The organism is Methylocystis sp. L43 (assembly GCF_015709525.1).
GTDB lineage: Bacteria > Pseudomonadota > Alphaproteobacteria > Rhizobiales > Beijerinckiaceae > Methylocystis.
In genome coordinates, this window is record NZ_JADNRA010000033.1 from 93,964 (window position 1) to 116,107 (window position 22,144).

At 65.4% G+C, this 22,144-nt stretch carries 21 protein-coding genes and 1 riboswitch; of the genes, 7 read left to right on the forward strand and 14 right to left on the reverse strand.

Going from position 1 to position 22,144, the window contains the following annotated elements; all coding sequences use genetic code 11:
• Positions 1 to 69 precede the first annotated feature (69 nt).
• The gene (locus tag IYX23_RS13920; RefSeq protein WP_196393355.1) at positions 70 to 951 is read right to left on the reverse strand and encodes an alpha/beta hydrolase; all 882 of its coding nucleotides are present in this window, start codon (positions 949 to 951) and stop codon (positions 70 to 72) included.
• A 172-nt stretch (positions 952 to 1,123) separates the two neighbouring features.
• Between IYX23_RS13920 and IYX23_RS13925 the strand changes: the two genes are divergently transcribed.
• Both IYX23_RS13925 and IYX23_RS13930 read left to right on the forward strand, forming a co-directional pair.
• A complete protein-coding gene (locus IYX23_RS13925) occupies positions 1,124 to 2,089 on the forward strand; it encodes an acetyl-CoA carboxylase carboxyltransferase subunit alpha (RefSeq protein ID WP_196393356.1) in 966 nt (321 codons plus the stop codon).
• A gap of 155 nt (positions 2,090 to 2,244) precedes the next feature.
• Complete coding sequence (locus IYX23_RS13930; RefSeq protein WP_196393357.1) at positions 2,245 to 3,504, forward strand: murein L,D-transpeptidase family protein; 1,260 nt, start codon at positions 2,245 to 2,247, stop codon at positions 3,502 to 3,504.
• Positions 3,505 to 3,728: 224 nt separating this feature from the next.
• On the opposite strand, the gene IYX23_RS13935 is transcribed toward IYX23_RS13930, so the two are convergent.
• The 12 genes from IYX23_RS13935 to IYX23_RS13990 are packed head-to-tail and all read right to left on the reverse strand — an operon-like array spanning position 3,729 to position 16,168.
• Positions 3,729 to 5,099, reverse strand: a complete 1,371-nt coding sequence (locus IYX23_RS13935) for a cobyrinate a,c-diamide synthase (protein WP_196393358.1) — start codon at positions 5,097 to 5,099, stop codon at positions 3,729 to 3,731.
• Positions 5,096 to 5,860 carry a precorrin-4 C(11)-methyltransferase gene (gene cobM / locus IYX23_RS13940; RefSeq protein WP_196393359.1) on the reverse strand — a complete coding sequence of 255 codons (765 nt, stop codon included), beginning with the start codon at positions 5,858 to 5,860 and terminating at the stop codon, positions 5,096 to 5,098. Before cobM ends, IYX23_RS13935 begins: the two co-directional genes overlap by 4 nt.
• Complete coding sequence (locus IYX23_RS13945; RefSeq protein WP_196393360.1) at positions 5,857 to 6,273, reverse strand: cobalamin biosynthesis protein; 417 nt, start codon at positions 6,271 to 6,273, stop codon at positions 5,857 to 5,859. Before IYX23_RS13945 ends, cobM begins: the two co-directional genes overlap by 4 nt.
• On the reverse strand, positions 6,252 to 7,454 hold the full coding sequence (gene cbiE, locus IYX23_RS13950; RefSeq protein ID WP_196393361.1) for a precorrin-6y C5,15-methyltransferase (decarboxylating) subunit CbiE: 1,203 nt from the start codon (positions 7,452 to 7,454) through the stop codon (positions 6,252 to 6,254). The genes IYX23_RS13945 and cbiE overlap by 22 nt, the downstream gene beginning before the upstream one ends.
• Entirely contained in the window at positions 7,451 to 8,203 is a 753-nt protein-coding gene (cobJ, locus tag IYX23_RS13955) for a precorrin-3B C(17)-methyltransferase (RefSeq protein WP_196393362.1), read from the reverse strand. The genes cbiE and cobJ overlap by 4 nt, the downstream gene beginning before the upstream one ends.
• Positions 8,200 to 8,964 carry a precorrin-2 C(20)-methyltransferase gene (locus IYX23_RS13960; protein WP_196393363.1) on the reverse strand — a complete coding sequence of 255 codons (765 nt, stop codon included), beginning with the start codon at positions 8,962 to 8,964 and terminating at the stop codon, positions 8,200 to 8,202. The genes cobJ and IYX23_RS13960 overlap by 4 nt, the downstream gene beginning before the upstream one ends.
• The gene (locus IYX23_RS13965; RefSeq protein WP_029650123.1) at positions 8,961 to 9,593 is read right to left on the reverse strand and encodes a precorrin-8X methylmutase; all 633 of its coding nucleotides are present in this window, start codon (positions 9,591 to 9,593) and stop codon (positions 8,961 to 8,963) included. Before IYX23_RS13965 ends, IYX23_RS13960 begins: the two co-directional genes overlap by 4 nt.
• Positions 9,590 to 10,870, reverse strand: coding sequence for a precorrin-3B synthase (gene cobG / locus IYX23_RS13970; protein WP_196393364.1), 1,281 nt, complete (start codon positions 10,868 to 10,870; stop codon positions 9,590 to 9,592). The genes IYX23_RS13965 and cobG overlap by 4 nt, the downstream gene beginning before the upstream one ends.
• Positions 10,854 to 14,273, reverse strand: coding sequence for a cobaltochelatase subunit CobN (cobN, locus tag IYX23_RS13975; protein ID WP_196393365.1), 3,420 nt, complete (start codon positions 14,271 to 14,273; stop codon positions 10,854 to 10,856). The genes cobG and cobN overlap by 17 nt, the downstream gene beginning before the upstream one ends.
• 6 nt (positions 14,274 to 14,279) lie before the next feature.
• Positions 14,280 to 15,311 carry a cobalamin biosynthesis protein CobW gene (cobW, locus tag IYX23_RS13980; RefSeq protein ID WP_196393366.1) on the reverse strand — a complete coding sequence of 344 codons (1,032 nt, stop codon included), beginning with the start codon at positions 15,309 to 15,311 and terminating at the stop codon, positions 14,280 to 14,282.
• Entirely contained in the window at positions 15,308 to 15,970 is a 663-nt protein-coding gene (locus IYX23_RS13985; protein WP_196393367.1) for a CbtA family protein, read from the reverse strand. The genes cobW and IYX23_RS13985 overlap by 4 nt, the downstream gene beginning before the upstream one ends.
• A 12-nt stretch (positions 15,971 to 15,982) precedes the next feature.
• The gene (locus tag IYX23_RS13990; protein ID WP_196393368.1) at positions 15,983 to 16,168 is read right to left on the reverse strand and encodes a CbtB domain-containing protein; all 186 of its coding nucleotides are present in this window, start codon (positions 16,166 to 16,168) and stop codon (positions 15,983 to 15,985) included.
• A 49-nt stretch (positions 16,169 to 16,217) separates the two neighbouring features.
• Positions 16,218 to 16,415, reverse strand: a riboswitch (cobalamin riboswitch).
• A gap of 47 nt (positions 16,416 to 16,462) precedes the next feature.
• Here IYX23_RS13990 and cobO point away from each other — a divergent pair.
• From cobO to IYX23_RS14005, 3 genes are all read left to right on the forward strand, one after another.
• Complete coding sequence (gene cobO, locus IYX23_RS13995; protein ID WP_196393472.1) at positions 16,463 to 17,095, forward strand: cob(I)yrinic acid a,c-diamide adenosyltransferase; 633 nt, start codon at positions 16,463 to 16,465, stop codon at positions 17,093 to 17,095.
• A 181-nt stretch (positions 17,096 to 17,276) separates the two neighbouring features.
• Positions 17,277 to 18,320 carry a sterol desaturase family protein gene (locus IYX23_RS14000; RefSeq protein ID WP_196393369.1) on the forward strand — a complete coding sequence of 348 codons (1,044 nt, stop codon included), beginning with the start codon at positions 17,277 to 17,279 and terminating at the stop codon, positions 18,318 to 18,320.
• Positions 18,317 to 19,246, forward strand: coding sequence for a DMT family transporter (locus IYX23_RS14005; RefSeq protein WP_196393370.1), 930 nt, complete (start codon positions 18,317 to 18,319; stop codon positions 19,244 to 19,246). The genes IYX23_RS14000 and IYX23_RS14005 overlap by 4 nt, the downstream gene beginning before the upstream one ends.
• Before the next feature lie 146 nt (positions 19,247 to 19,392).
• On the opposite strand, the gene IYX23_RS14010 is transcribed toward IYX23_RS14005, so the two are convergent.
• The gene (locus tag IYX23_RS14010; RefSeq protein ID WP_014892607.1) at positions 19,393 to 19,584 is read right to left on the reverse strand and encodes a hypothetical protein; all 192 of its coding nucleotides are present in this window, start codon (positions 19,582 to 19,584) and stop codon (positions 19,393 to 19,395) included.
• Positions 19,585 to 20,006: 422 nt separating this feature from the next.
• On the opposite strand from IYX23_RS14010, the gene IYX23_RS14015 reads away from it, so the two are divergent.
• Positions 20,007 to 21,059, forward strand: coding sequence for a 30S ribosomal protein S2 (locus IYX23_RS14015; protein WP_196393371.1), 1,053 nt, complete (start codon positions 20,007 to 20,009; stop codon positions 21,057 to 21,059).
• 92 nt (positions 21,060 to 21,151) lie between these two features.
• Positions 21,152 to 22,078, forward strand: a complete 927-nt coding sequence (gene tsf, locus IYX23_RS14020; protein ID WP_196393372.1) for a translation elongation factor Ts — start codon at positions 21,152 to 21,154, stop codon at positions 22,076 to 22,078.
• Positions 22,079 to 22,144 lie beyond the last annotated feature (66 nt).

Genomic DNA, 22,144 nt, shown 5'->3' on the forward strand with positions numbered 1-22,144 from the left:
AGCAGGTTCTCATCGAAAAAAGTCTGTCAACGTTTTCGAAACCTGCCCGAGTGATCGGCGAAGCGCGATTTATGGACGTTGGCGCACGAAGTCCGCGATGCGCGCAATCGTCGGCTGATCAAGCAGCAGCGGCGCGTGCGCCTGGCCTTCGACCCAGGCGCGCTCAAGGCGCGGCGCGCGCCGGGCCATCTCGTCAAAGACTTCGGGCGAGAGAATGTCCGAGTTCGCGCCGCGGATGGCGAGAATCGGAACATTCGACAGCGCGGCGAAGTCCTCCCAATATTCTTCGGGCTCCACATCGGGCGCCACGGCGTCGAGCGTATGCGACAGGTCGGGATCGTAGCGCAGCTGAACCTTGCCGTCTTTCTCGACAAAGGTGAGGCGCGCATAATCCTCCCACTCCTGCGGCGAGACGCCGGAAAAATCGACGCCGGCGGTCATCCGCATCAAGGCGATCGCTTCGCGCATGGAGGCGATCGGCGGCAGTCTCCCAACATAGCGCTTAATGCGGAGCAGGCCGGCGTGCTCGATCTTCGGTCCGATGTCGTTAAGCACGGCGCCGCGCACAACGCCGGGCTGGCGCGCCGCGATGCGCATCGTGTGAAGACCGCCGCGCGACGTCCCGATGAACACCGCTTGCTCGACGCCCGCGTCGGCAAGTTGAGCCATGATGTCGGCTTGCTCGACGTCGAAGTCATAGCGGCGCCAGTCCTGATCCCAGTCGGACCGGCCGCGTCCACGATAGTCGAGGGCAAGAACCCTCCGGCCGTCAGCTTGCAGGGTCCTGGCGATGCGATCGAAATCATCGGCTGAGCGCGCAAGTCCCGGCAGGCACACAACCGGGAGCAGACCCCCGCCGCCGCCCGGCGGCGCGGGATAGTCCAAATAATGTAGGCGGAGCCCGTCGGCCGCGCGAATGTAGCGGCTAACCGGCTCTTGCGCAGACGCCATGGAACGACCATTCCCGCATGATGAACCTGCCCCCGTCGCAGCGACATTGACGCGATGAATCGGGTTTTTCAACTGCGCCGCTGGCGCTTTGTGTTCCTTGACTTCAAAGCCGGTTGCGGCGAGTTTGCCCGCGCCCGCGAGGCGTCCCTCGCCTAAAGGAAACGCCGCCTCAATGCGCTCCTATCTCGACTTCGAAAAGCCCGTCGCAGAACTCGAAACCAAGGTGGACGAACTGCGTGCGCTGGCCGAAAACGGAGAGGCCGTTTCGATCGGCGAGGAGCTCAACAAGCTCCAGGCCAAAGCCGCGAAGGCGCTCGCGGATCTCTACGCCGGCCTGACGCCCTGGCAAAAGATCCAGGTGGCGCGGCACCCGCAGCGACCACATTTTTCCGATTATGTGCGGCAGCTTTTCGACGAGTTCACGCCGCTCGCCGGAGACAGGCTGTTCGGCGAGGACTTCGCGATCGTCGGCGGCTTCGGGCGCTTTCGCGGCGAGCCGATCTGCATCATCGGCCAGGAGAAGGGCTCGGACACCTCGAGCCGCCTTCATCACAATTTCGGCATGGCGCGGCCGGAAGGCTATCGCAAGGCGGTCCGCCTGATGGAGCTCGCCGACCGGTTCGGTTTGCCGGTGGTCTCGCTTGTCGATACGGCTGGCGCGTTTCCGGGCATTGACGCCGAAGAGCGCGGGCAGGCCGAGGCGATCGCCCGCTCCACCGACGTGTCGCTCTTGCTCGGCGTGCCCAATGTCGCGGTGGTGGTGGGCGAGGGCGGCTCCGGCGGCGCAATCGCGATCGCCGCCGCCAACAAAGTGCTGATGCTTGAGCACTCGGTCTACACCGTCGCGTCGCCCGAAGCCTCGGCCTCGATTCTGTGGCGCGACTCCGCCAAGGCGCAAGAGGCGGCGACGAGCATGAAAATCACAGCGCAGGATCTCTTAAAGTTCGGCATCATCGACCTGATTGTGACGGAGCCGCCGGGCGGCGCCCATCGCGATCCCCAGGCTGCCATTGGCGCAGTCGGAGAGGCGCTCGCCAAGGAACTCGCCGGCCTGGCGAATTTGTCGCGCGAACAGCTGAGGCAATTCCGCGCCGACAAGTTCTTGGCCATGGGCCGGAAACTTGAAGAGAAGCGTTAACTTAAATTCCAGAATATTGGCCCTAAAAGCCCGTACGCGTGCGATTCTTTGCTAGTGCGGACATGTTCTCGTCCCATTATTTGTTTTTCGTGACCAGGCGCGGCGGCTCGCTTCCGAGACCTTCGCGAGGCGACTGCGCCGCCAGAGGGGATATTATGAAGACTCGAGGCATAGCGCCGGCGCTGGGGCTTGCCGTCCTCGCGGCCTTTGCGCTCTCGGCCTGCGAGCAGAGCGGTCTCGCGCATCGCTCGCTTGCGCCGATCCCTGCCGAGACTGTCGCGCTGATGGAGCAGGCCGGCACGACCAAGGAAGCGCCGATGCTGATCCGCGCCTACAAAAAGGAAGCGGAGCTCGAAATCTGGAAGATGCGGTCCGACGGTCATTACGTCCATCTGAAGACGTTTCCGATGTGCCGCTGGTCGGGTCAGCTCGGCCCCAAGCGTCGCCAGGGCGACCGCCAAGTGCCGGAGGGCTTTTACGCCATCGGCCCCGCGCAGATGAATCCGAACTCAAGCTATTATCTGTCGTTCAATGTCGGCTATCCGAACGCGCTCGACCGCGCGCTTGGCCACACCGGCGGCGACATCATGGTGCATGGCGCCTGCTCATCGGCCGGCTGCTTCTCGATGACCGACAAACAGATCGCCGAGATCTACGCGATCGCCCGCTCGTCGCTCGCCGGCGGTCAGCGCGCGATCCAGATGCAGTCCTTCCCCTTCAAGATGACGGCGGAAAATCTCGCCAAGCATCGTCTCGACCCCAACATCGACTACTGGAAGCAGCTCAAGGAAGGCTCCGACCATTTCGAGGTGACCTTGCAGGAGCCGCAGGTCGCCTTCTGCAATCGGCGCTACGTGTTCAACGCCGCCGGCGCGGCCAATCTTGATCCGGACGCCGCCTGTCCGCCGCTCAAACAGGACCCGGAGATCGCCCAGGCGGTGGCTCAGAAGAGCGCCCAGGATGAAGCCAAAATCGCCCAGCTCGCGCAAAGCGGCGTGAAGCCGGTGCGGATCGTTTATCAGGACGGCGGCCAGCACCCGGCCTTTGCGTCGCGGGTTCCGGAGGTCAGCCGGCCGGAAACGATCCTTCCGCCGACCGAGATCGCCCTCGACGAGAAGCCGAACCGAGGCGCGGGGTCAGCGGTCGCCAAACTCGCCGCAAAATCGCCGATCGTGACCTTGGCCGGGGCGAAGGCCGCTGATGAAAGCCGGCAGACCCGCGTCGTCGCAATGGCGCCGATGCGCAGCGACCACCGCGACATGTCCGCGCTCGCAGTCTCGGATCCAAGCCCCACCAACAGCGTAAAAAAATTGGCGCGTTACAGCAGGGACACACCGGCGGGAAATATTCCGACGCCGCCGGCCTCTATCGGCGTCAGGAAATCCGCCGCCGCTCATTCGTCCAAATCTTTTTAAGCTCTCGGATCCTTCGAACTAAGCCGCGCTTCGGCGCGGCTTTCTTTTTGCCCAAGGCGGTGGGTGCTACTAGCTGAAGCTTTGCAGTGTAGCGAAAAAAACCTTGACTCTTGTGCGGCGCAGCAATATAACAGTGCGACGCAGCGAGAGTTCTCTTGCTTCGTAGCCCTCCTTGGGCGTTTCCTCCCTTGACTTGGGCCGCTGGTTCGTCCGGCGGCCCTTTTTTATGCCAACAGGTGGAAAAATGAGCCGGAGACGCGGTTTCTCGCCAGTCCGGCCGGGCGTTCATCGTCGCTATAGGCGTCGCGCGTCAGCGCGAAGGGCTGGCCTTCTTCGCGAAGAACAGTCGCGTAGTGAAATTCATGCCCGCGCAGTCGAAATCCGACAGCGCCCAGCGGATGATCAACCGCCAAACAGGCCTGGCGATAGCCGAGATGCAATTTGCGCTTGGCGAAGCTCGTTTCCAGTTCGAGCAGTCCGGCCATTTCATGCGCCGCGCCCGCCGCGTCGATCAGCGCGCGGCCAAGAACCATGTAGCCGCCGCATTCGCCGTGGAGCCATCCTCTCTGAGCGAAACGCCGCAACCCCTTTATGAAGCCCTGCGCCGCCGACAACCGGCCGGCGTGCAGCTCCGGATAGCCGCCCGGCAGCCAGCAGAGATCGCAATCTTCTGGCGGCGCCTCATCGGCGAGCGGCGAGAAGAAGCAAAGCTCCGCGCCGGCGTCGCGCCAGCTCTGCGCGAGATGCGGATAAAAAAAGGAGAAAGCGTCGTCGCGCGCCACCGCGATGCGCTGCGCGGGGGGCGGGAGGGCGGCAGAAGGGACTCTCACGCCGCTTTCGCGTAACGCTGATGAAGCGTGCGGCGTTGCTCCCTCTCCCGCGAAGCGGGGGAGGGCCGGGGAGGGGGCGGCGCGCGCAGTCTCGGTCACTGCACCCACATCCACATGCGCCTCGATGAAATCTGCAAGCGCCTCGAGACGCCCATCGAGCTCTGGCGTTTCGCCTGCCTGAACCAGGCCGAGATGGCGTTCGGGCAGGGCAATCTTCTCATCGCGGGGCAGCGCGCCGAACACCGGGATGCCCAGCGCCTCGATCGCTTCGCCGGCGAGTCTGCGATGCCGCTCCGAGCCGACGCGGTTCAATACGACGCCGGCGACCTTTACGCGCGCGTCGTGGCCGGCGATGCCGCGGACAATCGCCGCTGCGGTCTGCCCCTGGCCGGAGACGTCATGAACGAGCACGACCGGCCAGCCGAGCAGGGCGGCGACGTCGGCGCTGGCGCCGATTCCCGCCGCCCCGCCGGGCGCGCCGTCAAAGAGCCCCATCGCGCCTTCGGCGATCACGATGTCCGCCCCTTCGCTCACCCGCGCGGCGAGCCGCGCAATCAACGCCGCATTCATCGCCCATGAATCGAGATTGACGCCGGGTCGGCCGGTGGCCGCCGCGTGAAAGGCAGGGTCGATGTAATCCGGCCCGCATTTGACGGGGGCGACGCGCAAGCCGCGCCGCATCAGCGCGCGCATCAGGCCGAGCGTCAGGGTCGTCTTGCCCGATGAGGAGCGCGCGGCGCCGATCAGCAGGCCAGGCGCGTTCACCCTTCGCCTCTCGGCCGAAAGCGGCGATCATAGTCCGCGTCGTAAAGCGCGCTTTCGCGGAAATCTTCGCTCGCGAGCGCCGGTCCGACGAGAATGAGCGCGGTGCGCTCCATCGGCGTCTCGGACGCGCGCCCTTCAATGTCGGCGAGCGTTCCGCGCACGACGCGCTCATCGGGCCAAGAGGCGCGATAAACGAGCGCCACGGGACAGCCGTCGCCATAATAGGGCGTCAGCTCCTCCACGACCCGCGCGAGAACATGGATCGAGAGGTGGATCGCGAGCGTCGCGCCAGATTGCGCGAATGTCGCGAGGCTTTCGCGCTCAGGCATCGACGAGGCGCGCCCCGACGTGCGCGTCAGCACCAGCGACTGCGCGACTTCGGGCAGGGTGAGTTCGCGCTTCAATGCGGCGCTCGCCGCCGCGAAGGCGGGAACGCCGGGCGTCATTGTGCAAGGAATGCCGAGCGCGTCGAGGCGTCGCATCTGCTCTCCCACCGCGCTCCAGATCGAGAGATCGCCCGAATGCAGCCGCGCGACGTCGAGCCCGGCGTCATGGGCCTGCTGCATTTCTGCGATGATGGCGTCGAGCGACAGCGGCGCGGTGTCGACGATGCGCGCCTCCGGCGGACAATGCGCCAGCACGCCGGCTGGCACGAGCGAGCCGGCGTATAGGCAGACCGGGCATCGCGCGATGAGATCGCGTCCACGCAAGGTGAGCAAATCGGCGGCGCCAGGGCCCGCGCCAATGAAATGCACGGTCATGAGTTGTTCTCTTCGCCGCGCTTCGCCAGAGCGCAGGCGGCGACCGGCGTCGTCAGGCGCGGCGCGACGAGGCGACTGTTTGGTCCGGCGCCGACAAGCGCCGCGGCTTCGGCGACGCTGCCGACTCCAAACATCGCCTGCACGCGCGGCGAATGCGTCGCCGCGGTCGCCTTACGGGCGCGCAGCGCCGCGAGCGGCAGAAAGACGAGTTCAAGCCCAAGTTCGCGCGCCGCCTCGTGCAGCCCGGTCTCCTGCGCCTTGCTTTCCAGCGCGCAGAGCCTCGCCTCGCTGAGGTCGACCTTATGCGTCTGCGCGACGCGGCGCACGAGTTCGACGATATCGTTCGCGGCGACGCCGCGTCTTGCGCCGAGCCCGAAGGCGTATGTCGCGTTCATCTCTTTGTCGCCCGCCATTGCGTGACCGCCATTGCCGGATCGAGCGCATGGAAGCGGCCGATCGGGCGCGCATGCGCTATCTGCAGATGTATGAGCTCTCCGCCATTGTCGCGATAGGCGTCGGCGAGCAGCGACTGAGTCTCAATCGTAACGGCGTTGACGACGATGCGTCCGAAGCGGGGCAGGGCGTCCCACGCGGCGGCAAGCGTCGCCGCATCGGCGCCGCCGCCGATGAAGATCGCCTGCGGCGCATCGAGTTCGGCGAGCGCTTGCGGGGCTTCGCCCTTGACGATGCTGAGATCCGGAACGCCGAGCGACAGCGCGTTGCGCGCGATGCGCGCCGCGCGCGTGGCGTCCCGCTCGATGGCGATGGCGCGGTTTGCGGGATCGCTCAGCATCCATTCGATCGCGACGGAGCCGGCGCCGGCGCCGACGTCCCACAGCAATTCACCCTTGCGCGGCGCGAGCGCGCAAATCGTCACGGCGCGGATGTCGTGCTTGGTGAGCTGCCCGTCATGCTCGAACCAATCGTCGGGCAGGCCCGGCGCAAGTGGAATGACGGCTGCGTCTCCGCCGGCTTCTATTTCGAGGGCGACCGTGTTGAGCGGCGCGATGTCATTGAGCGCGAAGGCGTCGGCGCGCGCCTCGCGCACCCGCTCATGCGCGCCGCCGAGCCGCTCGAGCACATAGAGGCGCGATCCGCCCATGCCGCGCAGGGCGAGATGGCCCGCAAGGCGCGCCGGCGTCGTCTCGTCCCAGGAGAGCGCGATGATCTTTGCACGCGGCTGCAAATGCGGCGTGACGCGTTCAAAGGCGCGGCCGTGCAGCGAAAGCAGCGCGCAATCCTGCAGGCTCCATTTGAGCCGCGCGGCCGCGAGCGAAAACGCCGAAGGCGCCGGAACGCAGAAAATTTCGTCAGGCGCGACATGGCGCGCGATGAGATCGCCGACGCCGTAGAAGAAGGGATCGCCTGAGGCCAGAACGACCGTGGGTTTGCCGCGGTGGGCGAGAATTTGCGGCAAGGCGTCGGAGAGCGGCGAGGGCCACTGCAGGCGCTCCGCCGGCGCGTCGATCATCGCGAGATGTCGCGCGCCGCCGACGATCAGCGAGGCTTGCGCCAGAAGCGCGCGCGCCGCCGGCGTCAGCGCGTCGGCGCCGTCTTCGCCGAGGCCGATCAGCGACAGCCATGGCGCGTTCATGTCGCTTTCCGCGACGTATAGACCCAATCGCGCGCGCGATCGCGCGAAATGCGGCGTGTGCCGCTCGCGCCGATCACGACGAGCGTGGACATGTCGACCTTGTCGGCCTCGGCTTCGTCGAGACGCGTCAGAATGATCTCTTCGTTCTCGCGGCCGACGGATTTCGCGAGGCCAACGAACGTCTCGCCGGGAAGATAACGACGCAGCAGCGCAAAGGCGTCAGTGATGCGCGTCGGCCGCGCGCGCGACGCAGGATTATATAATGCGATGACAAAGTCGCCTTGCGCGGCATGTTCCAGCCGCTTGGCGATGACGTCCCACGGCTTGAGATTATCGGACAGCGAGATCGCGCAAAAGTCATGGCCGAGCGGCGCGCCGAGCCGCGCCGCCGCCGCCTGCATCGCCGAGACGCCGGGCAGCACGCGAATGTCGAGATCTCGCCACGCGCGGGGACCGCCATCGACCGCTTCGAAAACCGCCGCGGCCATGGCGAAGACGCCGGGATCGCCGCCGGAGACGACAGCCACGCGGCGACCCTGCGCGGCGCGCGCCAGCGCCTCCCGCGCGCGGTCGATCTCGACGCGGTTGTCGCTTGCAAGCCGTGTCTGACCTGCGCGCTCGGGAACGCGCGCGACGTAAGGCGCATAGCCGATAATGTCCTGCGCGGCGCCGAGCGCCTCTTGCGCCTCGTGAGTCAGCCATCGCGCGTCGGCCGGACCAAGGCCGACAATGTCAAGCGCGCCGCTCAAGGGCGCCGGCCTCGCCCCGGCACGAGCGCCATCGAGAAATAGGGCGCGTCATCGTCGCGCTTGTCGGCGAAGCGCATGATCTTTTCGCCGGGCATGGCGCCGCGTTCGACATAGATCGCGCGATCGATGACGCCGGCGCGCGTCATGGCGCGGCGCAGCTTGGCGAAATTACCGCCCAGCTTCATCACCACCGCGGCGTCGGTTTCGGCGAGGCGCGACGCAAGTCTGTCTTCGTCGAGAGTCGCCGGCAGAACGGTGAGAATGTCGTCGCCCCAGGCCATGGGCTGGCGCGCCGCGGCGAAACATCCCGACATGCCGGAGACGCCGGCGCAAATCTCGACGCGAAAACGCGCGTCAAGCCGCGCGAACATATGCATGAAGGAACCGTAGAGCAGCGGATCGCCTTCGCAGAGCAGCGTCACGTCACGGCCGGCTTCGAGCACGGCGCGAATGCGCATCACGCAATCTTCATAGAAGCGCTGAAGCGACGAGACATATTCCGGGTGATCGAAAGGAATCTCAGTCGTCACCGGATAGAGCAGCGCAATCTCTTCGCAGCCTGGCGCGAGATAGGGCGCGGCGATCGCGCGCGCGTGGCTTGCGCGTCCGCGCTTGGCGAAGAAGGCGACGACATTCGCCGCGCCGATGAGGCGCGCGGCCTTCACCGTCACGAGCTCTGGATCGCCAGGACCGAGCCCGACGCCGATCAGCGCGCCGAGCGTCGTGACGGCTTCATGCGAGGTCGAGGCGAGCGCGTTCATTCCTGCTCGCTCGCCAGCGCATTGATGGCGGCGGCGGCCATGGCGCTGCCGCCCTTCCGGCCTTTCACGATCACGAAGGGAACGCGGCCGTATTCGCGCAGCGCGTCCTTCGATTCCGCCGCGCCGACGAAGCCGACCGGCATGCCAATGATGGCGGCCGGAGGCGCCGCGCCTTCGTCAATCATCTCGAGGAGACGGAACAGCGCGGTCGGCGCATTGCCGATCGCGACCAATGCGCCATCCATACGATTGCGCCACAGCTCCAGCGCCGCGGCGCTGCGCGTGGTTCCGATCTCGGCGGCGAGCGCCGGCACGCGCGGCTCGAGCAGCGTGCAAACCACCTGGTTCTCCGCCGGCAGACGCGAACGCGTGACGCCATGCGCGACCATGTTGGAGTCGCACAGAATCGGCGCGCCCTTCTGCAGCGCGTCGCGCGCCGCCGCGACGAAATCCGGCGAGAACTCGATGTCGTCGGCGAGTTCCACCATGCCGCAGGCGTGGATCATGCGCACGGCGATCTTTTCCTGCTCGGGCGTGAAACGCGAGAGATTCGACTCGGCGCGAATGGTTGCAAACGAGCGCGCATAAATCTGCGCGCCTTCGTGGATGTAGTCGAAGCGGCGGCTCATTGCGTCGTCCCGCTTGCGCGCGCGGAGAGTTCGCGCATGACGGCCTCGAAGGTCAGCGATCTGAAGCGCGGCGCGCCGTCGGCGCCGCCGTTCTCGATGAGATCGAACCCTTCAGCGCAGGCAAGCAGCGTGACGGGAGAGGCGCTCTGCCGGGCGCAGCCTTTCGCGCAGCCCGAAAGATGAAGGCCAACGCCGTCAGCGCCGCCGATCTTTTGCGCCAGCGCCGCAAGATCCATGACATGCGCGCGCGTCTCGGCGGTCGCCTGCGGACATTCCGGCGCGCCGGGACAGGCGATGACGGCGAGGCGCTTGTCGTCGGCCGACGTGATGAGGTCGTGATTTTCCGCGCGCGAGATGATGCGTCGCGCATTGTCTTCATCGGGCGTGACGATCAGCAAGGCGCGCCAGGGCGTGAGGCGCAGTTCGCCCGTTCCTTCGCTTTGTGCGAAATCGGCGACCGCCCCGAGTTCGTCTGCGCGCCAGCGGCCGAACGGCGCGCCAACGCCGGCGAAAGCGACGCCGCCGCAGCACTGCGCGCCAAAAATATGCGCACGGGACGTGGGCGCGCGCGCTTCCCTAGAGACGCGCATGACCAGTCCGGTCGCGTGGGCCAGCGCGTCGGCGCCGAGCGCCTCGACGAGCGTGCGGACGCGCCTGAAGCTATTTGCATGACGGTCGCGCAGCTCCACGAAGGCGCGCGCAAAGCGCAGCGCGACGTCGAGCGCCTCATTGGCGGCGGCGAACACGGCGCGATCGGGAACGTCGGCGATACGGATTGCGACGTCGCCGTCTGCAATCGCTTCGATCCGAATGTCGGCCTCGACGTCGGCGATCGACAGCGCGCCGCCATCATCGAAAAGAAAAAGAAATTTCGGCGGAAGCGCGCGCAGCGCGCCATCGCGCTGTAGCTCAGCGGCGAGCTGCGCCGCCATGGCGTTTGCGTCGAAAGCGCCAGCGACGAGTCCGGCGAGCGGCGACGTGATGACATTCGTGACGCGTTCCGCGTCGGCGCTCGGCGCGAGCATGCCGATCGCCTCGAGGCCGCGCAGGGCTTCGGCGATCGTCGCCTCGCTGATCCCGCGCAGCTGCAATTGCGCGCGCTGCGAGAGATCAATCAGCCCATTGCCGCAGTTGTCCGCAATTCTCGCGATCTCACGCGCCTGCGCCGCGCTCATGCGAGAGCCGACCGCCTTGGCGCGGATCAGCAAACCGTCGCCGCTCGGCATCGGCGCGAAGGCTCCGGGACACCAGCCCTTGATCTCAGGCCTCGGCTGCAAGACGCCCTCCCTCTTGGCGTTCCATATCGCTTAAGGCGCCGCGCACGCTGTTGCGTTGAGTCTTCCACAAGCCGCGCGCGAGCGCTTCACTAAAAACCCGCGCGATTGCGGTGAGCGCGCGGGGATTTTCCATGGCGAGAAAATCCCGTGTCGCATCATCGCCCAAGGTGGCGTCAAAAGCGAGGTCGAATTGCGCATCGCTGACGAGGCCGCTTGTCGCGGCGAAAGCATAGAGATTGTCGATCGTTTCGGCGATTTCGCCGGCGCCGCGGTGGCCGTGCCGCTTCTGGCCTTGCAGCCATTGGGGATTGGCGAGCCGCATGCGCAGGACGCGCGAGATTTCGTCTTTCAGAGCGCGCGGCCGTAACCGTTCCGGCCGCGTCGCATCGATATGCACCAAATCGGCGTCGCCGCCAAGCATGGCGTTAGCGGCGGCAAAGCCCCCTTCGTAATCGGCGAAGGCGGGTCCGATCAGAACGTCGACTTCCGCCATGTCTTGCACATGGACATGCGCATCGGCGTCAGCGACGCGCGCGCTGAAGGCCGCGACGGCTTCGTTGCTTTCGCCGGCGCGATCATAGGCGTGACCCGCCGCGCAAAGATAGGCGCGCGCAAGATCGTCGCGGTCCGACCAGTCGCCACGCAGCGCGCGATCGCTCACGCCAATTCCGTAAGCGCCGTCAGCGGCCCCGAAGACGCGGCGAAGATCGTCCGCCGTTTTCAGCGGATTGATCTCAGCGTCTTCATCGCGCGCGGCGACCGCGCGCACGGCGTCGTCGAACAGCGCAATGAGATTTCCGAACATGTCGCGGAACAGCCCCGAGACCTGCAGCGTCACGTCGACGCGTGGAAACTCCAGCCGCGCCTGCGGCAGAATTTCAAAGCCGATGACGCGCGCGCTCGCCGTATCCCAGCGTGGCGCGACGCCAAGAAGCGCGAGCGCCTGCGCGAAATCCTCGCCGCCGGTGCGGATCGTCGCGCTGCCCCACAGGTCGAGCATGATGCTGCGCGGGAATTCGCCATGCAGTTGCGCGTGACGCGTCATCACCTCGGCGGCGGCGCGTCGGCCAATGTCATAGGCCGTTTGCGTGGGCGCATGGCGCGGATCGATGCAATAAAGATTGCGTCCGGTCGGCAGAACGTCGGCGCGCCCGCGCGACGGCGCGCCGGCCGGGCCGGGCTCGACGAAGCGGCCCGCAAGCGCGGCGATCAGCGCGTTGCGTTCGGCGTGCGCGCAGGCGCCCCGCGCGGGATCGGCGTCCGAATTTTCTTCGGCGCGCCCGAAGACATGGAGTCCGTCGCCGATGCGCATGTCCTTCAAATCGCACATCCAGGCGTCGAGCCGCGTCAATGTCTCGGCGATGTCCATCTCGCGGGAGACGCTGCATTCCGCGGCAAGACCGCTGCGCTCGGCTTCGTCGATGATCGCGCCGGCGATGAGTTTTGCGCGGCGCGCGTCGAGCGCGCTTGCCGTCGCATATTCGTCGAGCAGCGTTTCAACTTTCGCCGCCGCGTCGAATAGTTCGGCGTCGACGAGCGGCGGCGTCAGATGGCCGATGGTCACGGCGCATGTGCGGCGCTTCGCCTGCGCGGCTTCGCCGGGATCATTGACGATGAACGGATAGATAAGCGGCGTTGGGCCGAGCACCGCTTCCGGCGCGCAGGTCTCGGACAGCATGACCGATTTGCCGGGAAGCCACTCGAGCGTGCCATGCGCGCCAAGATGAATGAGCGCGTCGATCTTTCGCACATGCCGCAGCCAAAGATAGTAGGCGATATAGGCGTGACGCGGCGGTCGCTGAACGTCGTGGTAGCTCTCGTAACGCTCGGTGCGCGCGCCGCGATCGGGCTGCAGCGCGATGATCAGCTTGCCGGCTTCGAGACAGGAAAAGCGGAAGGCGCCGTCGACGACCGCAGGATCATCCTGCGGCGCGCCCCATGCGTCGTTGACGGTCGCGACGAAAGATGCGGGCAGGGTTGAAAGCAGCGGGAGATAGTCACCGAGCGGGAAGCTGATCGCATGCGCTTTTTCTTCCAGCTCGCGCATCACTCTCCCCTTGAGGGGGAGGGTCGAACCGCGAAGCGGTTCGGGGTGGGGTGACGTTCCACAATTCGCAGAGTCACCCCCACCCGCGTCGCTTCGCGACGCGACCTCCCCCCTCAAGGGGGAGGTGGGCGCCGCGCCAACGTCATATTCCGCCTCTTGCAACGCCGAGACGATCTCATGCACGCTTGCTTCTGCATCGAGGCCGATGGCGTAGCCGCCACGGCCGCGCCGCGCCGGATAATCCGAAAGAATGAGCGCGAGGCTCTTGTCTGCATTGGGCTTGCGGCGCAGCCGCGCCCAGTTCAATGCGAGTTCCGCGACAAAGTCGATGCGCGAGCGTTCCGGCGCATGCCGCGTCTCGCTGAATTCCGCCGCAAGACGCAGCGGCGCTTGCTCCTTGAAGGAAATCGCACGCGTGAAGATGCGCCCGTCAACTTCCGGCAAGACGACATTCATCGCGAGATCGGCGCCGTTCGCCCCGCGCATCGAGGCGGCCCACGCATTGCGCGAAGAGGTGGCAAGAGCGACTTGCAGCACCGGCGCGTCCGCGCCATCGAGCACGCTTCCCGTGTCGCGGCGCGCCGAAAAGGCGGTGGCGTTGAGGATGACGTCGGGCGCGAACGCCTCAAGCGCGCGCGAAACGAACGCTTCGCTCTCCGCGTCCTTCAGGCTCGCAACATAGATCGCCTCGACCGCGAACCCTCGCTCAGCCAGCGCGTCGGCGAGCGCGATGATCGGCGCGACGTCGTCGGCCAGGAACATGGCGCGATAGAAGACGATCGTCGCGCGCAATTCGCCGCCGGCGCGGCGCGCGGATTCGAATTGCCCGGCGCTGGCGACGGGAGCGCTCTCGCACCACGGCGCCGGACAGCCGACGAGAGTCGATGCGTAACAGAGAAAGGATCGCAGATTGTCTGGACCGCCGTCCTGAAAGAACCGCCAGATCCGATTGAGCGTCTCCGCGCCGAGCGTCGACGCCTGCGTCAGGCGCGCGTCGGCGTGCATATCGCCGGGCGTAATCGCGAGAGCGATTCCCTTCGCGCGCGCCAGCGCCTCGAGCTGCTCGACGCCATAGGGCCAATAGTCTTTGCCGCCGAGCAGCCGCACGACGATCAGCCGTGCATGTCGCGCCACAGTGTCGAGATAGAGATCGACGGAATAGGGGTGCTTCAATTGCGCCAGCGACGCGCAGCGAAAGCTCGGGAGAGTCGCGCCGCTTCGCTCATAAAGTCGCGCCAGCAGCCGCAGCTCTGAATCAGAGAAGGACAGAAACACGATCTCCGCGGGAGATTGTCCGAGATCGACGGCGGCGCCGGCGTCGTCGAGATTATGGAGATCGCGCGGGAGCAGATGCATGGCGTATCACGGCTGCGCCAGCGTCGCGATCACCGCGTCGCGATTGAGACCTTTCTCGCCGATGATCACGACGCGACTCATGCGCTGCTCATCGGGTCTCCACGCCCGATCGAAGTGATGTTCGATGCGCGCGCCGACGCCTTGCACGAGCAGGCGCATGGGCTTGCCGATAACTTCGACGAATCCCTTGATGCGCAGCACGTCATGCGCGCGCGCCGCTTCGGCGAGTCTCGCGACTAGCGCCGCCGGATCGGCGACGGCCGAGAGAGACACGACGAAACTATCGAAGTCGTCATGGTCGTGTCCGGGCTCGGCGTCATGATGCGACGGACGGTTCGCCAGATCGTCCTCCGCCGCCGCCGACAGGCCGAGCAGCACGAGCGGATCGACTCGCCCTCCGCTGGCGCGCACGATCTTCGCCGCCTTCCGAGCGCCTTGCGCCAGACGATCCGCGACCTCGCGTTCTTCGTCGGCGCCCAGCAGATCGGTCTTGTTGAGGATGATGAGATCGGCGCAGGCGAGCTGATCTTCAAACACTTCTTCAAGCGGATTGTCGTGATCGATCGTCTGCGTGTCTTCGCGCTCCTTGGCGATGGCGTCGAGATCGTCGGCGAAACGGCCCTCCGCCACCGCCTTGCCGTCGATGACGGCGATGACGCCGTCAACTGTCAGCTTCGAGCGGATCGCCGGCCAATCGAACGCCTTCACCAGCGGTTTGGGCAGCGCCAGTCCCGAGGTTTCGATGATGATGTGATCGGGACGCTTGTCATGCGCGAGCAGCGCCTCGATCGCCGGGATGAAATCATCGGCGACGGTGCAGCACAGACAGCCGTTGGCGAGTTCGACGATGTTTTCTTCCGGGCAGTTTTCGACGCCGCAGGCGCGCAGGATTTCGCCGTCGACGCCGACGTCGCCGAATTCATTGATGACGAGCGCGAGGCGCCGGTCCTTGGCGTTCTCGAGAACATGACGAATGAGCGTCGTCTTTCCCGCGCCAAGGAAGCCGGTGACAATCGTTGCAGGGATTTTGGCGCTCATGAGGATTCCTGTTGGCGCGACTGGAGTCGCCAGACGAGACCGGCGAGCGCGCCGGCAAGCGCCCAGCTGATCGCCTGAACGGCGAGCGAGGCGGCCGCGAAGCGCGCGGCGAGTTCCGCCGGCGCCGTGCTCTCGGGCGTCGCGGGCTGCGGCGCGAAGAAATGCGGCGCGACGATCAGCGCGACGCCGGCGATCTTCGCCGCGGTCGAGTCAAGCCGCAACAAGGCGAAGAGTCCGGCGCCGGTCGACAGCGCGGTCGCAAGCCACCAGATCTGGCGCGCGGCGAGTTCGGTTTCCGCCATGCCGGGAAGCTGCGGCGCGAGGCCGAGACTCGTCGCGAGTCCCGTCGCGGCGAAGGCGCAGGCGCCCCAGAGCGCGGCGCGGCGCGGCGCGATGGCGTCGCCAGAGAGAAGCATCGCGGCGAGCAGGATGAGCGCATAGCCGATCGAGACGGCGATCGTCGCGGCGCTGGTCGTCGCTGTGCGGCTCAGTCCGGAAAGCGCTGCGCCCGCGTCGGCGCCGTCATGCGCATGCTGCGCCGCCTCATAGACCTCGGCGGCGAGGATCAGCGGCGTCGTGGTGAAGTGCTGCAGGGCCGCGACCGCAAGCCCGGCGACAAGGCCGGCGATGAGGCCGGTCGTCAAAATGCGCGCGATCAAGCGCGTTGGCGCCTAGTGACAGGGGAAGGAGAGCGCGTGGCGCGTGTCATGCGCCGCGTCATGGACGCTTTCCGGATAGGCGAAGCCCGCGAGCCAAACGAGTCCGAAGCCGAGCGTGAGCGCAACGGCGGCGGCCTTCAGCGCCTCGAGTCTCGAAGCGGGGAGGGCGGCGGCGTTGGCGGATGATTTGGCGGTCATATCGGTCTCCCTGCCGCCCCACCGGCGGCGATGCGATGCGCGCGGCGATCGTAAGCGATCGCCAGACGGCAGGTCTCCTGGCTCCCGGCTCGTCGGACCGCGCCGCCTTCCCAAGCGTTCAAGCTCAGTGGCGGATGGCGCGGGCCTCGCCGGCTACAGTTGCGGGGGCAGCCGCGGATAGGGGCGTAATGCCCGCGCCGCGTTCCCTTTTCACTTCTTGCGAAGGACCGTCCCGACTAGTCATATGCGCGGCTTAGGCTTCCGTCAAACCGCAGAGGAGCGCCTGTGACCGAGATGCACGAAGACGACGAGGCGCGCCGCCATCGTCTCAAGATGGAGAAGCGCAAGGCGGTTCAGGACGCCGAGGTCGCCGGCAAGACGGTCGCCCGCAAAGGCCTGCTGATGGTCCACACCGGCGCCGGCAAGGGCAAGTCGACGGCGGCCTTCGGGCTGGCGTTGCGCGCGCTCGGCCATGGCTGGAAGATCGGCGTCGTTCAGTTCGGCAAGGGCCAGTGGCAGACAGGCGAGCGCAACATGCTCGAAAAGCTTGGCCAAGAGTTCGGCCAAGAGTTCGGTCAAGTCGCCTGGCATACGCTTGGCGAGGGCTTCACCTGGGAGACGCAGGACCGCGCCCGCGACGAGGCGGCGGCGCGGCGCGCCTGGGAGAAGGCGTGCGAACTGATGGACGATCCCCACATTCGTCTGCTGGTGCTCGACGAACTGAACATTTCGCTGCGCTACGAGCATTTGCCGCTGGAGGAGGTGCTTCGCGCGCTCGCCGCGCGCCGCGACGATCTCAACGTCGTCGTGACCGGACGCAACGCCAAGCCGGAGCTCATCGCCGCAGCCGATCTCGTCACCGAGATGACTCTCGTCAAGCACCATTTCGGCGCCGGCGTGAAAGCGCAGGAGGGAATCGAATTCTAACCCGAAACCTGTTCTGAACCCCGCCGGCATATCGCACTTGGCAGCGGCTCGCGTAGAGAATACGCTTTGCGGGCAGGCAGTTCCGTGACGAACAGGGACGCGCGCCAGCGACGCGAGCAGGCATCCCGAGGCGCGTCAGTTCTAGGCTGAACTCTCAACATCATCTGGACCTGAAAGCTCGATGGACGTTTACGGCGCGCTCCGCTTTTCCGCTGCGAAGATCTCCAACGAACTGTTTTCGGCGGGATCGATTTTTTCGGTCTATTCCCTGGCGACGACGTTTCTCATCGCCGTTGGCGCGCTGGCCTATCAGCGCAAGATGCGGCGGGGGCGCGTCAACCTCCGGGCCATCGCGCGGGCGATCTTCGACAAGAGACTCCTGCTCTCCAAATCGTTCGCCGCGGACGTCAAGCTGCTCATCCTGAGCGTCGTTCTCATGCCGGTCGTGGTGGGCGCGCTCGTTCTATCGACGAACGGCGTTGCGACGGTCGTGAGCGGCTCGCTGCGCAATACTTTTGGCGCTTTTGCGCCGGTCTCTTGCTGTGACCTCTCGATAAAGCTTTTCTCTACCGCCGTGCTCTTTTTGGCCTATGAGATCGGCTATTGGGTCGATCACTATCTCAAGCATCGGATCCCGTTTTTGTGGGAGTTCCACAAGGTGCATCACACCGCCGAGGTGCTGACCCCGGTGACGAATTTTCGCAATCATCCGATCGACAACATCTTTTTCGGCTACATGCTCGCGATGTTCATTGGCGGCGCGTCAGGCATATTGGCGTGGGTGTTTGGGCGAACCACTGAATCCTTCACGGTCGACGGGAAGAACATCCTCTTCATCTTCTTCCTTTGGACGATCGGGCATCTTCAACATTCGCAGTTCTGGATTCCCTTTCGCGGCGTTTGGGGACACATCGTCCTGAGCCCCGCGCATCACCAGATCCATCATTCGACAGATCCCCAGCACTTCAATCGCAACTTTGGCAGCGTTCTCGCCATTTGGGACTGGATTTTCGGATCGCTCGAGATGCCTTCGACCAAAAACCCGCGCCTTAAATACGGGGTCGAGGAAGACGCCGCGGACCCGCATTCGTCTTTCGGACTATTGGCGACCCCGATGGTGAGAGCCGCTCTCGCGCTCTGGCGCGCGCTCGCCGATGCGTGGAATGCAGGGAGTGAGCGACTCGAGCAGCGCCGTCAAAGGCTGAAGAGCACAAGCATATTATGAGTCGCCTTCGCGCCGATTTGCTGCTTGTCCTGGCGGCTTTTATCTGGGGGACGGCCTTTATCGCGCAAAAAAACGCCGGCGAGCTTATGGGGCCGATCACCTTCGTCGGCGTCCGTTTTCTCCTGTCGTGCGCCGCGCTCGTTCCGCTGGCGCTCTACGAGAGCCGTCACAGTGAGTCTTGCCTAAAAAAGGGCGATTTGGCGCTCGCCGGCCTGATCGGCTTGTGCGTCTTCCTCGCCGCGGCTTTGCAGCAGGTCGGCCTTGCCACAACGACGGCGACCAACGGCGGATTTCTCACGGCGCTATATGTCGTGCTCGTTCCAGTGTTCGTCTTTGCGCAGACCGGCGTACGACCCCGGCAGGTCGTTCTCGTCGCGGGCCTCGGGTCCATCGTGGGCGCCTGGCTGCTGACGGACAGCGGCCAGCTGCAGAGTTGGACGTCGGGCGACGCCCTGGTACTGATTGCGGATATTGCGTGGGCGGCTGGGATCAGTCTCGTCCCAACCTTTCTCGCTCGCGCCAATCGGCCGTATTTTTTGGCTTTCGCGCAGTTCGGCGTCATCGGCGTTCTTGGAACCGTCGTGGGCCTTGGCGGCGAGCCTTTTTCGCTCGAGGGCCTCATCGCGGCCCTGCCGTCAATTCTCTATGCGGGGCTGTGCTCCGGGGGGATCGCCTTCACGCTTCAAATCGTGGCGCTCAACTATACGCCAGCGGCCGAAGCCGCCCTCATCATGTCGCTGGAGAGCGTTTTCGCAGCCTTGGCGGGCGTTATCTTGCTGTCCGAGCGCCTCACCGCGTCGGCGATGGTGGGCGGATTGCTGATCTTGCTTAGCGCCGTCTTCGTCGAAGCAGGACCGGCCGCGCAAAATATTTGGGTGTCGCAATATTGGAGTCGGCTGTCGCAAGTGTGGAGTCGAGCGCGTTAGCCGTCTGAAAAAGTGGAAGCCGACGCTCGATCACGTCGAGAACGTCGGCTCCAAAATGATCTGCGCGGTAACCGGCCGATCACCCGCCAGAAAGACAAGGGCCGGGAGCTTGCGCGCCCGGCGAGTCTTTTCGGCAGGGGTATGTTTTACTGGATCATGCGGGCGGTAGAGCCAACGCCTTCGCCCTGGATGCCGTTACGGTTGCCCGTGCCGTTGGTTCCTTCAGGAGAAATCCAGTCCGGAACCCAGGTCAGAGCGACGACGACGAAGGCGACGAAGGCGGCGATCCAAAGCAGCATCTTGCCGATATCGCCGGTATTGTGAACGTTGACGGCCATGCGTTTTCCCCCTGTTCTTGATTTTACGTGAATGCTTGCCGCATCGAGAGGGAGCCTAGCTTGTTTCGGATCGGATGGCAATGCGCTCCTGCTGGGACTGAAACGCCCGCCAAAAAAGCAAAATTACTTTTTTGATTCAATTAATTAACATGCGACAGAACGTCGCGGCCGCTGCAAAAAATTAAGCGCATTTCCTTGTCCTCGCGTTCCTGTCCGACCCCGATCCGCCGGCACGCGTCAAACGGCTAAAGCGTCCGCGCGGGTCGGCTGGCCGCGGCCCTTGCCGGACGTAGGCGCATCGCCTATAAGCGCGCCATTCCACAGGCGAGGGTTACGCGGCGTCTGCCTCAAGACGTCGCTCCGGTGGCCGGCTCTCCGGCCTCTTTATTCTCTCGCCGAGGTTCAACCGGAGAAAAGACACTATGGCTCTGCCCGATTTCACCATGCGCGGCCTCCTGGAGGCCGGCGCTCACTTCGGCCATCAGTCGCATCGCTGGAACCCGAAGATGGCGCCTTTCATCTTTGGCGCCCGCAACAACATCCACATCATCGATCTCGCCCAGACGGTGCCGCTGCTCCATCAGGCGCTGAAGACGATTTCGGACACTGTCTCCAAGGGCGGTCGCGTGCTGTTCGTGGGCACCAAGCGCCAGGCGCAGGAGCAGATCGCCGACGCCGCCAAGCGGAGCGCTCAATATTACATCAATTCCCGCTGGTTGGGCGGCACGCTGACCAATTGGAAGACGATTTCCGGATCGATCACCCGTCTGCGCAAGCTCGACGAGCAGCTTTCGGCCGGCGCTTCGGGCATCACCAAGAAAGAGCGTCTGCTGCTGACCCGCGAGCGCGACAAGCTCGAAAAGGCGCTCGGCGGCATTAAGGATATGGGCGGCACGCCGGATCTGATCTTCGTGATCGACACCAACAAAGAGCAGCTCGCGATCAAGGAGGCGAATCGCCTAAAGATTCCCGTGGTCGCCGTGCTCGACACCAATTGCGATCCGGATGGCGTCACCCATCCGATCCCCGGCAACGACGATGCGGGCCGCGCCATCGCGCTCTACTGCGATCTCGTGGCGAGAGCCGCCATCGACGGCATTTCGCGCAGCCAGGGCTCGGTGGGAATCGATATCGGCGCCGATGAGTCGCCGGCGCTTGAGCCCGCGCTCGAGACGCGCGCCGTGGTGCGCGAAGATTTGCGTCCCGCCGAAACCGCCGGGACGGATACCGAGACGCCTCTCGAGGCCTTCGAACTGCTGTCGGCGCCGCGCGGCGCCCCGGACGATCTCGCCAAGCTGCACGGCGTCGGCCCGCAGCTCGTCAAGAAACTCAACGACGCCGGCGTCTATCATTATTGGCAGCTTGCCGCGATGACTCCGGCGGACGTCGAAAAACTCGACGGCGAATTGAAGCTAAACGGCCGCATTGCGCGTGACGGCTGGGTCGATCAGGCGAAGGCGCTCCTCGCCGGCTAAGTCGATCCGTCAAGTCCAATGCTTTAAGACGCGCGCGCCGGTCCAAGTGGGCCGGCGTCGTCGCATGACTCCCTTGAGAAGGAATTTCAGCCATGGCTACGATCACCGCCGCCCTTGTAAAGGAACTGCGCGAGAGCACCGGCGCGGGCATGATGGATTGCAAGGCGGCGCTCACCCAGACGGACGGCGAGTTTGAAGCGGCGGTCGACTGGCTGCGCAAGAAGGGCCTCTCCAAGGCCGCGAAGAAAGCCGATCGCGTTGCCGCCGAAGGACTTGTCGCCGCGCTCGTCTCGGAGAATTCGGGCGTCGTCGTCGAGGTGAATTCGGAGACGGACTTCGTCGCCCGCAACGCCGATTTCCAGACGCTTGTGAAGAACATCGCCGAAGTCGCCTTAAAGAGCGGCAAGAGCGACGTCGAGGCGCTCGGCAAGGAAGCCTATCCCGGCGGCGGAACGGTGAGCGAAGCGATCACCCATGCGATCGCCGGCATCGGCGAGAACCTGACGCTGCGCCGCGCCGCCGCGCTCAGCGTCGGCGAGGGCGTGGTCGGCCGCTATGTGCATGCGCAGGTCGTCGACGGCCAGGGCAAGATCGCGGTGATCGTCGCGCTCGAATCGAAGGGCGACAAGGACGTGCTGGCGACGCTCGCGCGCCAGCTCGCCATGCATGTCGCGTCGGCGAATCCGCTGGCGCTCGACGCCTCGGGCCTCGACCCGGCGACGGTCGAGCGCGAGAAGAAGCTGCTTGCCGAGAAGAACGCCGGCAAGCCGGAGAACGTGCTGCAGAAGATCATCGACTCTGGCATCAAGACCTACGCCAAGGAGGTCTGCATGCTCGATCAGGTCTCGAACCATCCTGACCACAGCGGCAAGACCGTGGCGCAGGCGGTGAAGGAGCTAGAGGGCAAGGCCGGCGCGCCGATCGCCATCAAGGGCTTCGTGCGCTACGCGCTCGGCGAAGGCATCGAGAAACAGACGAGCGACTTCGCCGCGGAGGTCGCGGCCGCTGTGAAGGGGTAAGTCATTCCCTCCGCTTGTGGTGAAAAGGTTAGTGCGGGCCGGGGCGTTGACCCCGGCCTTTTTGTG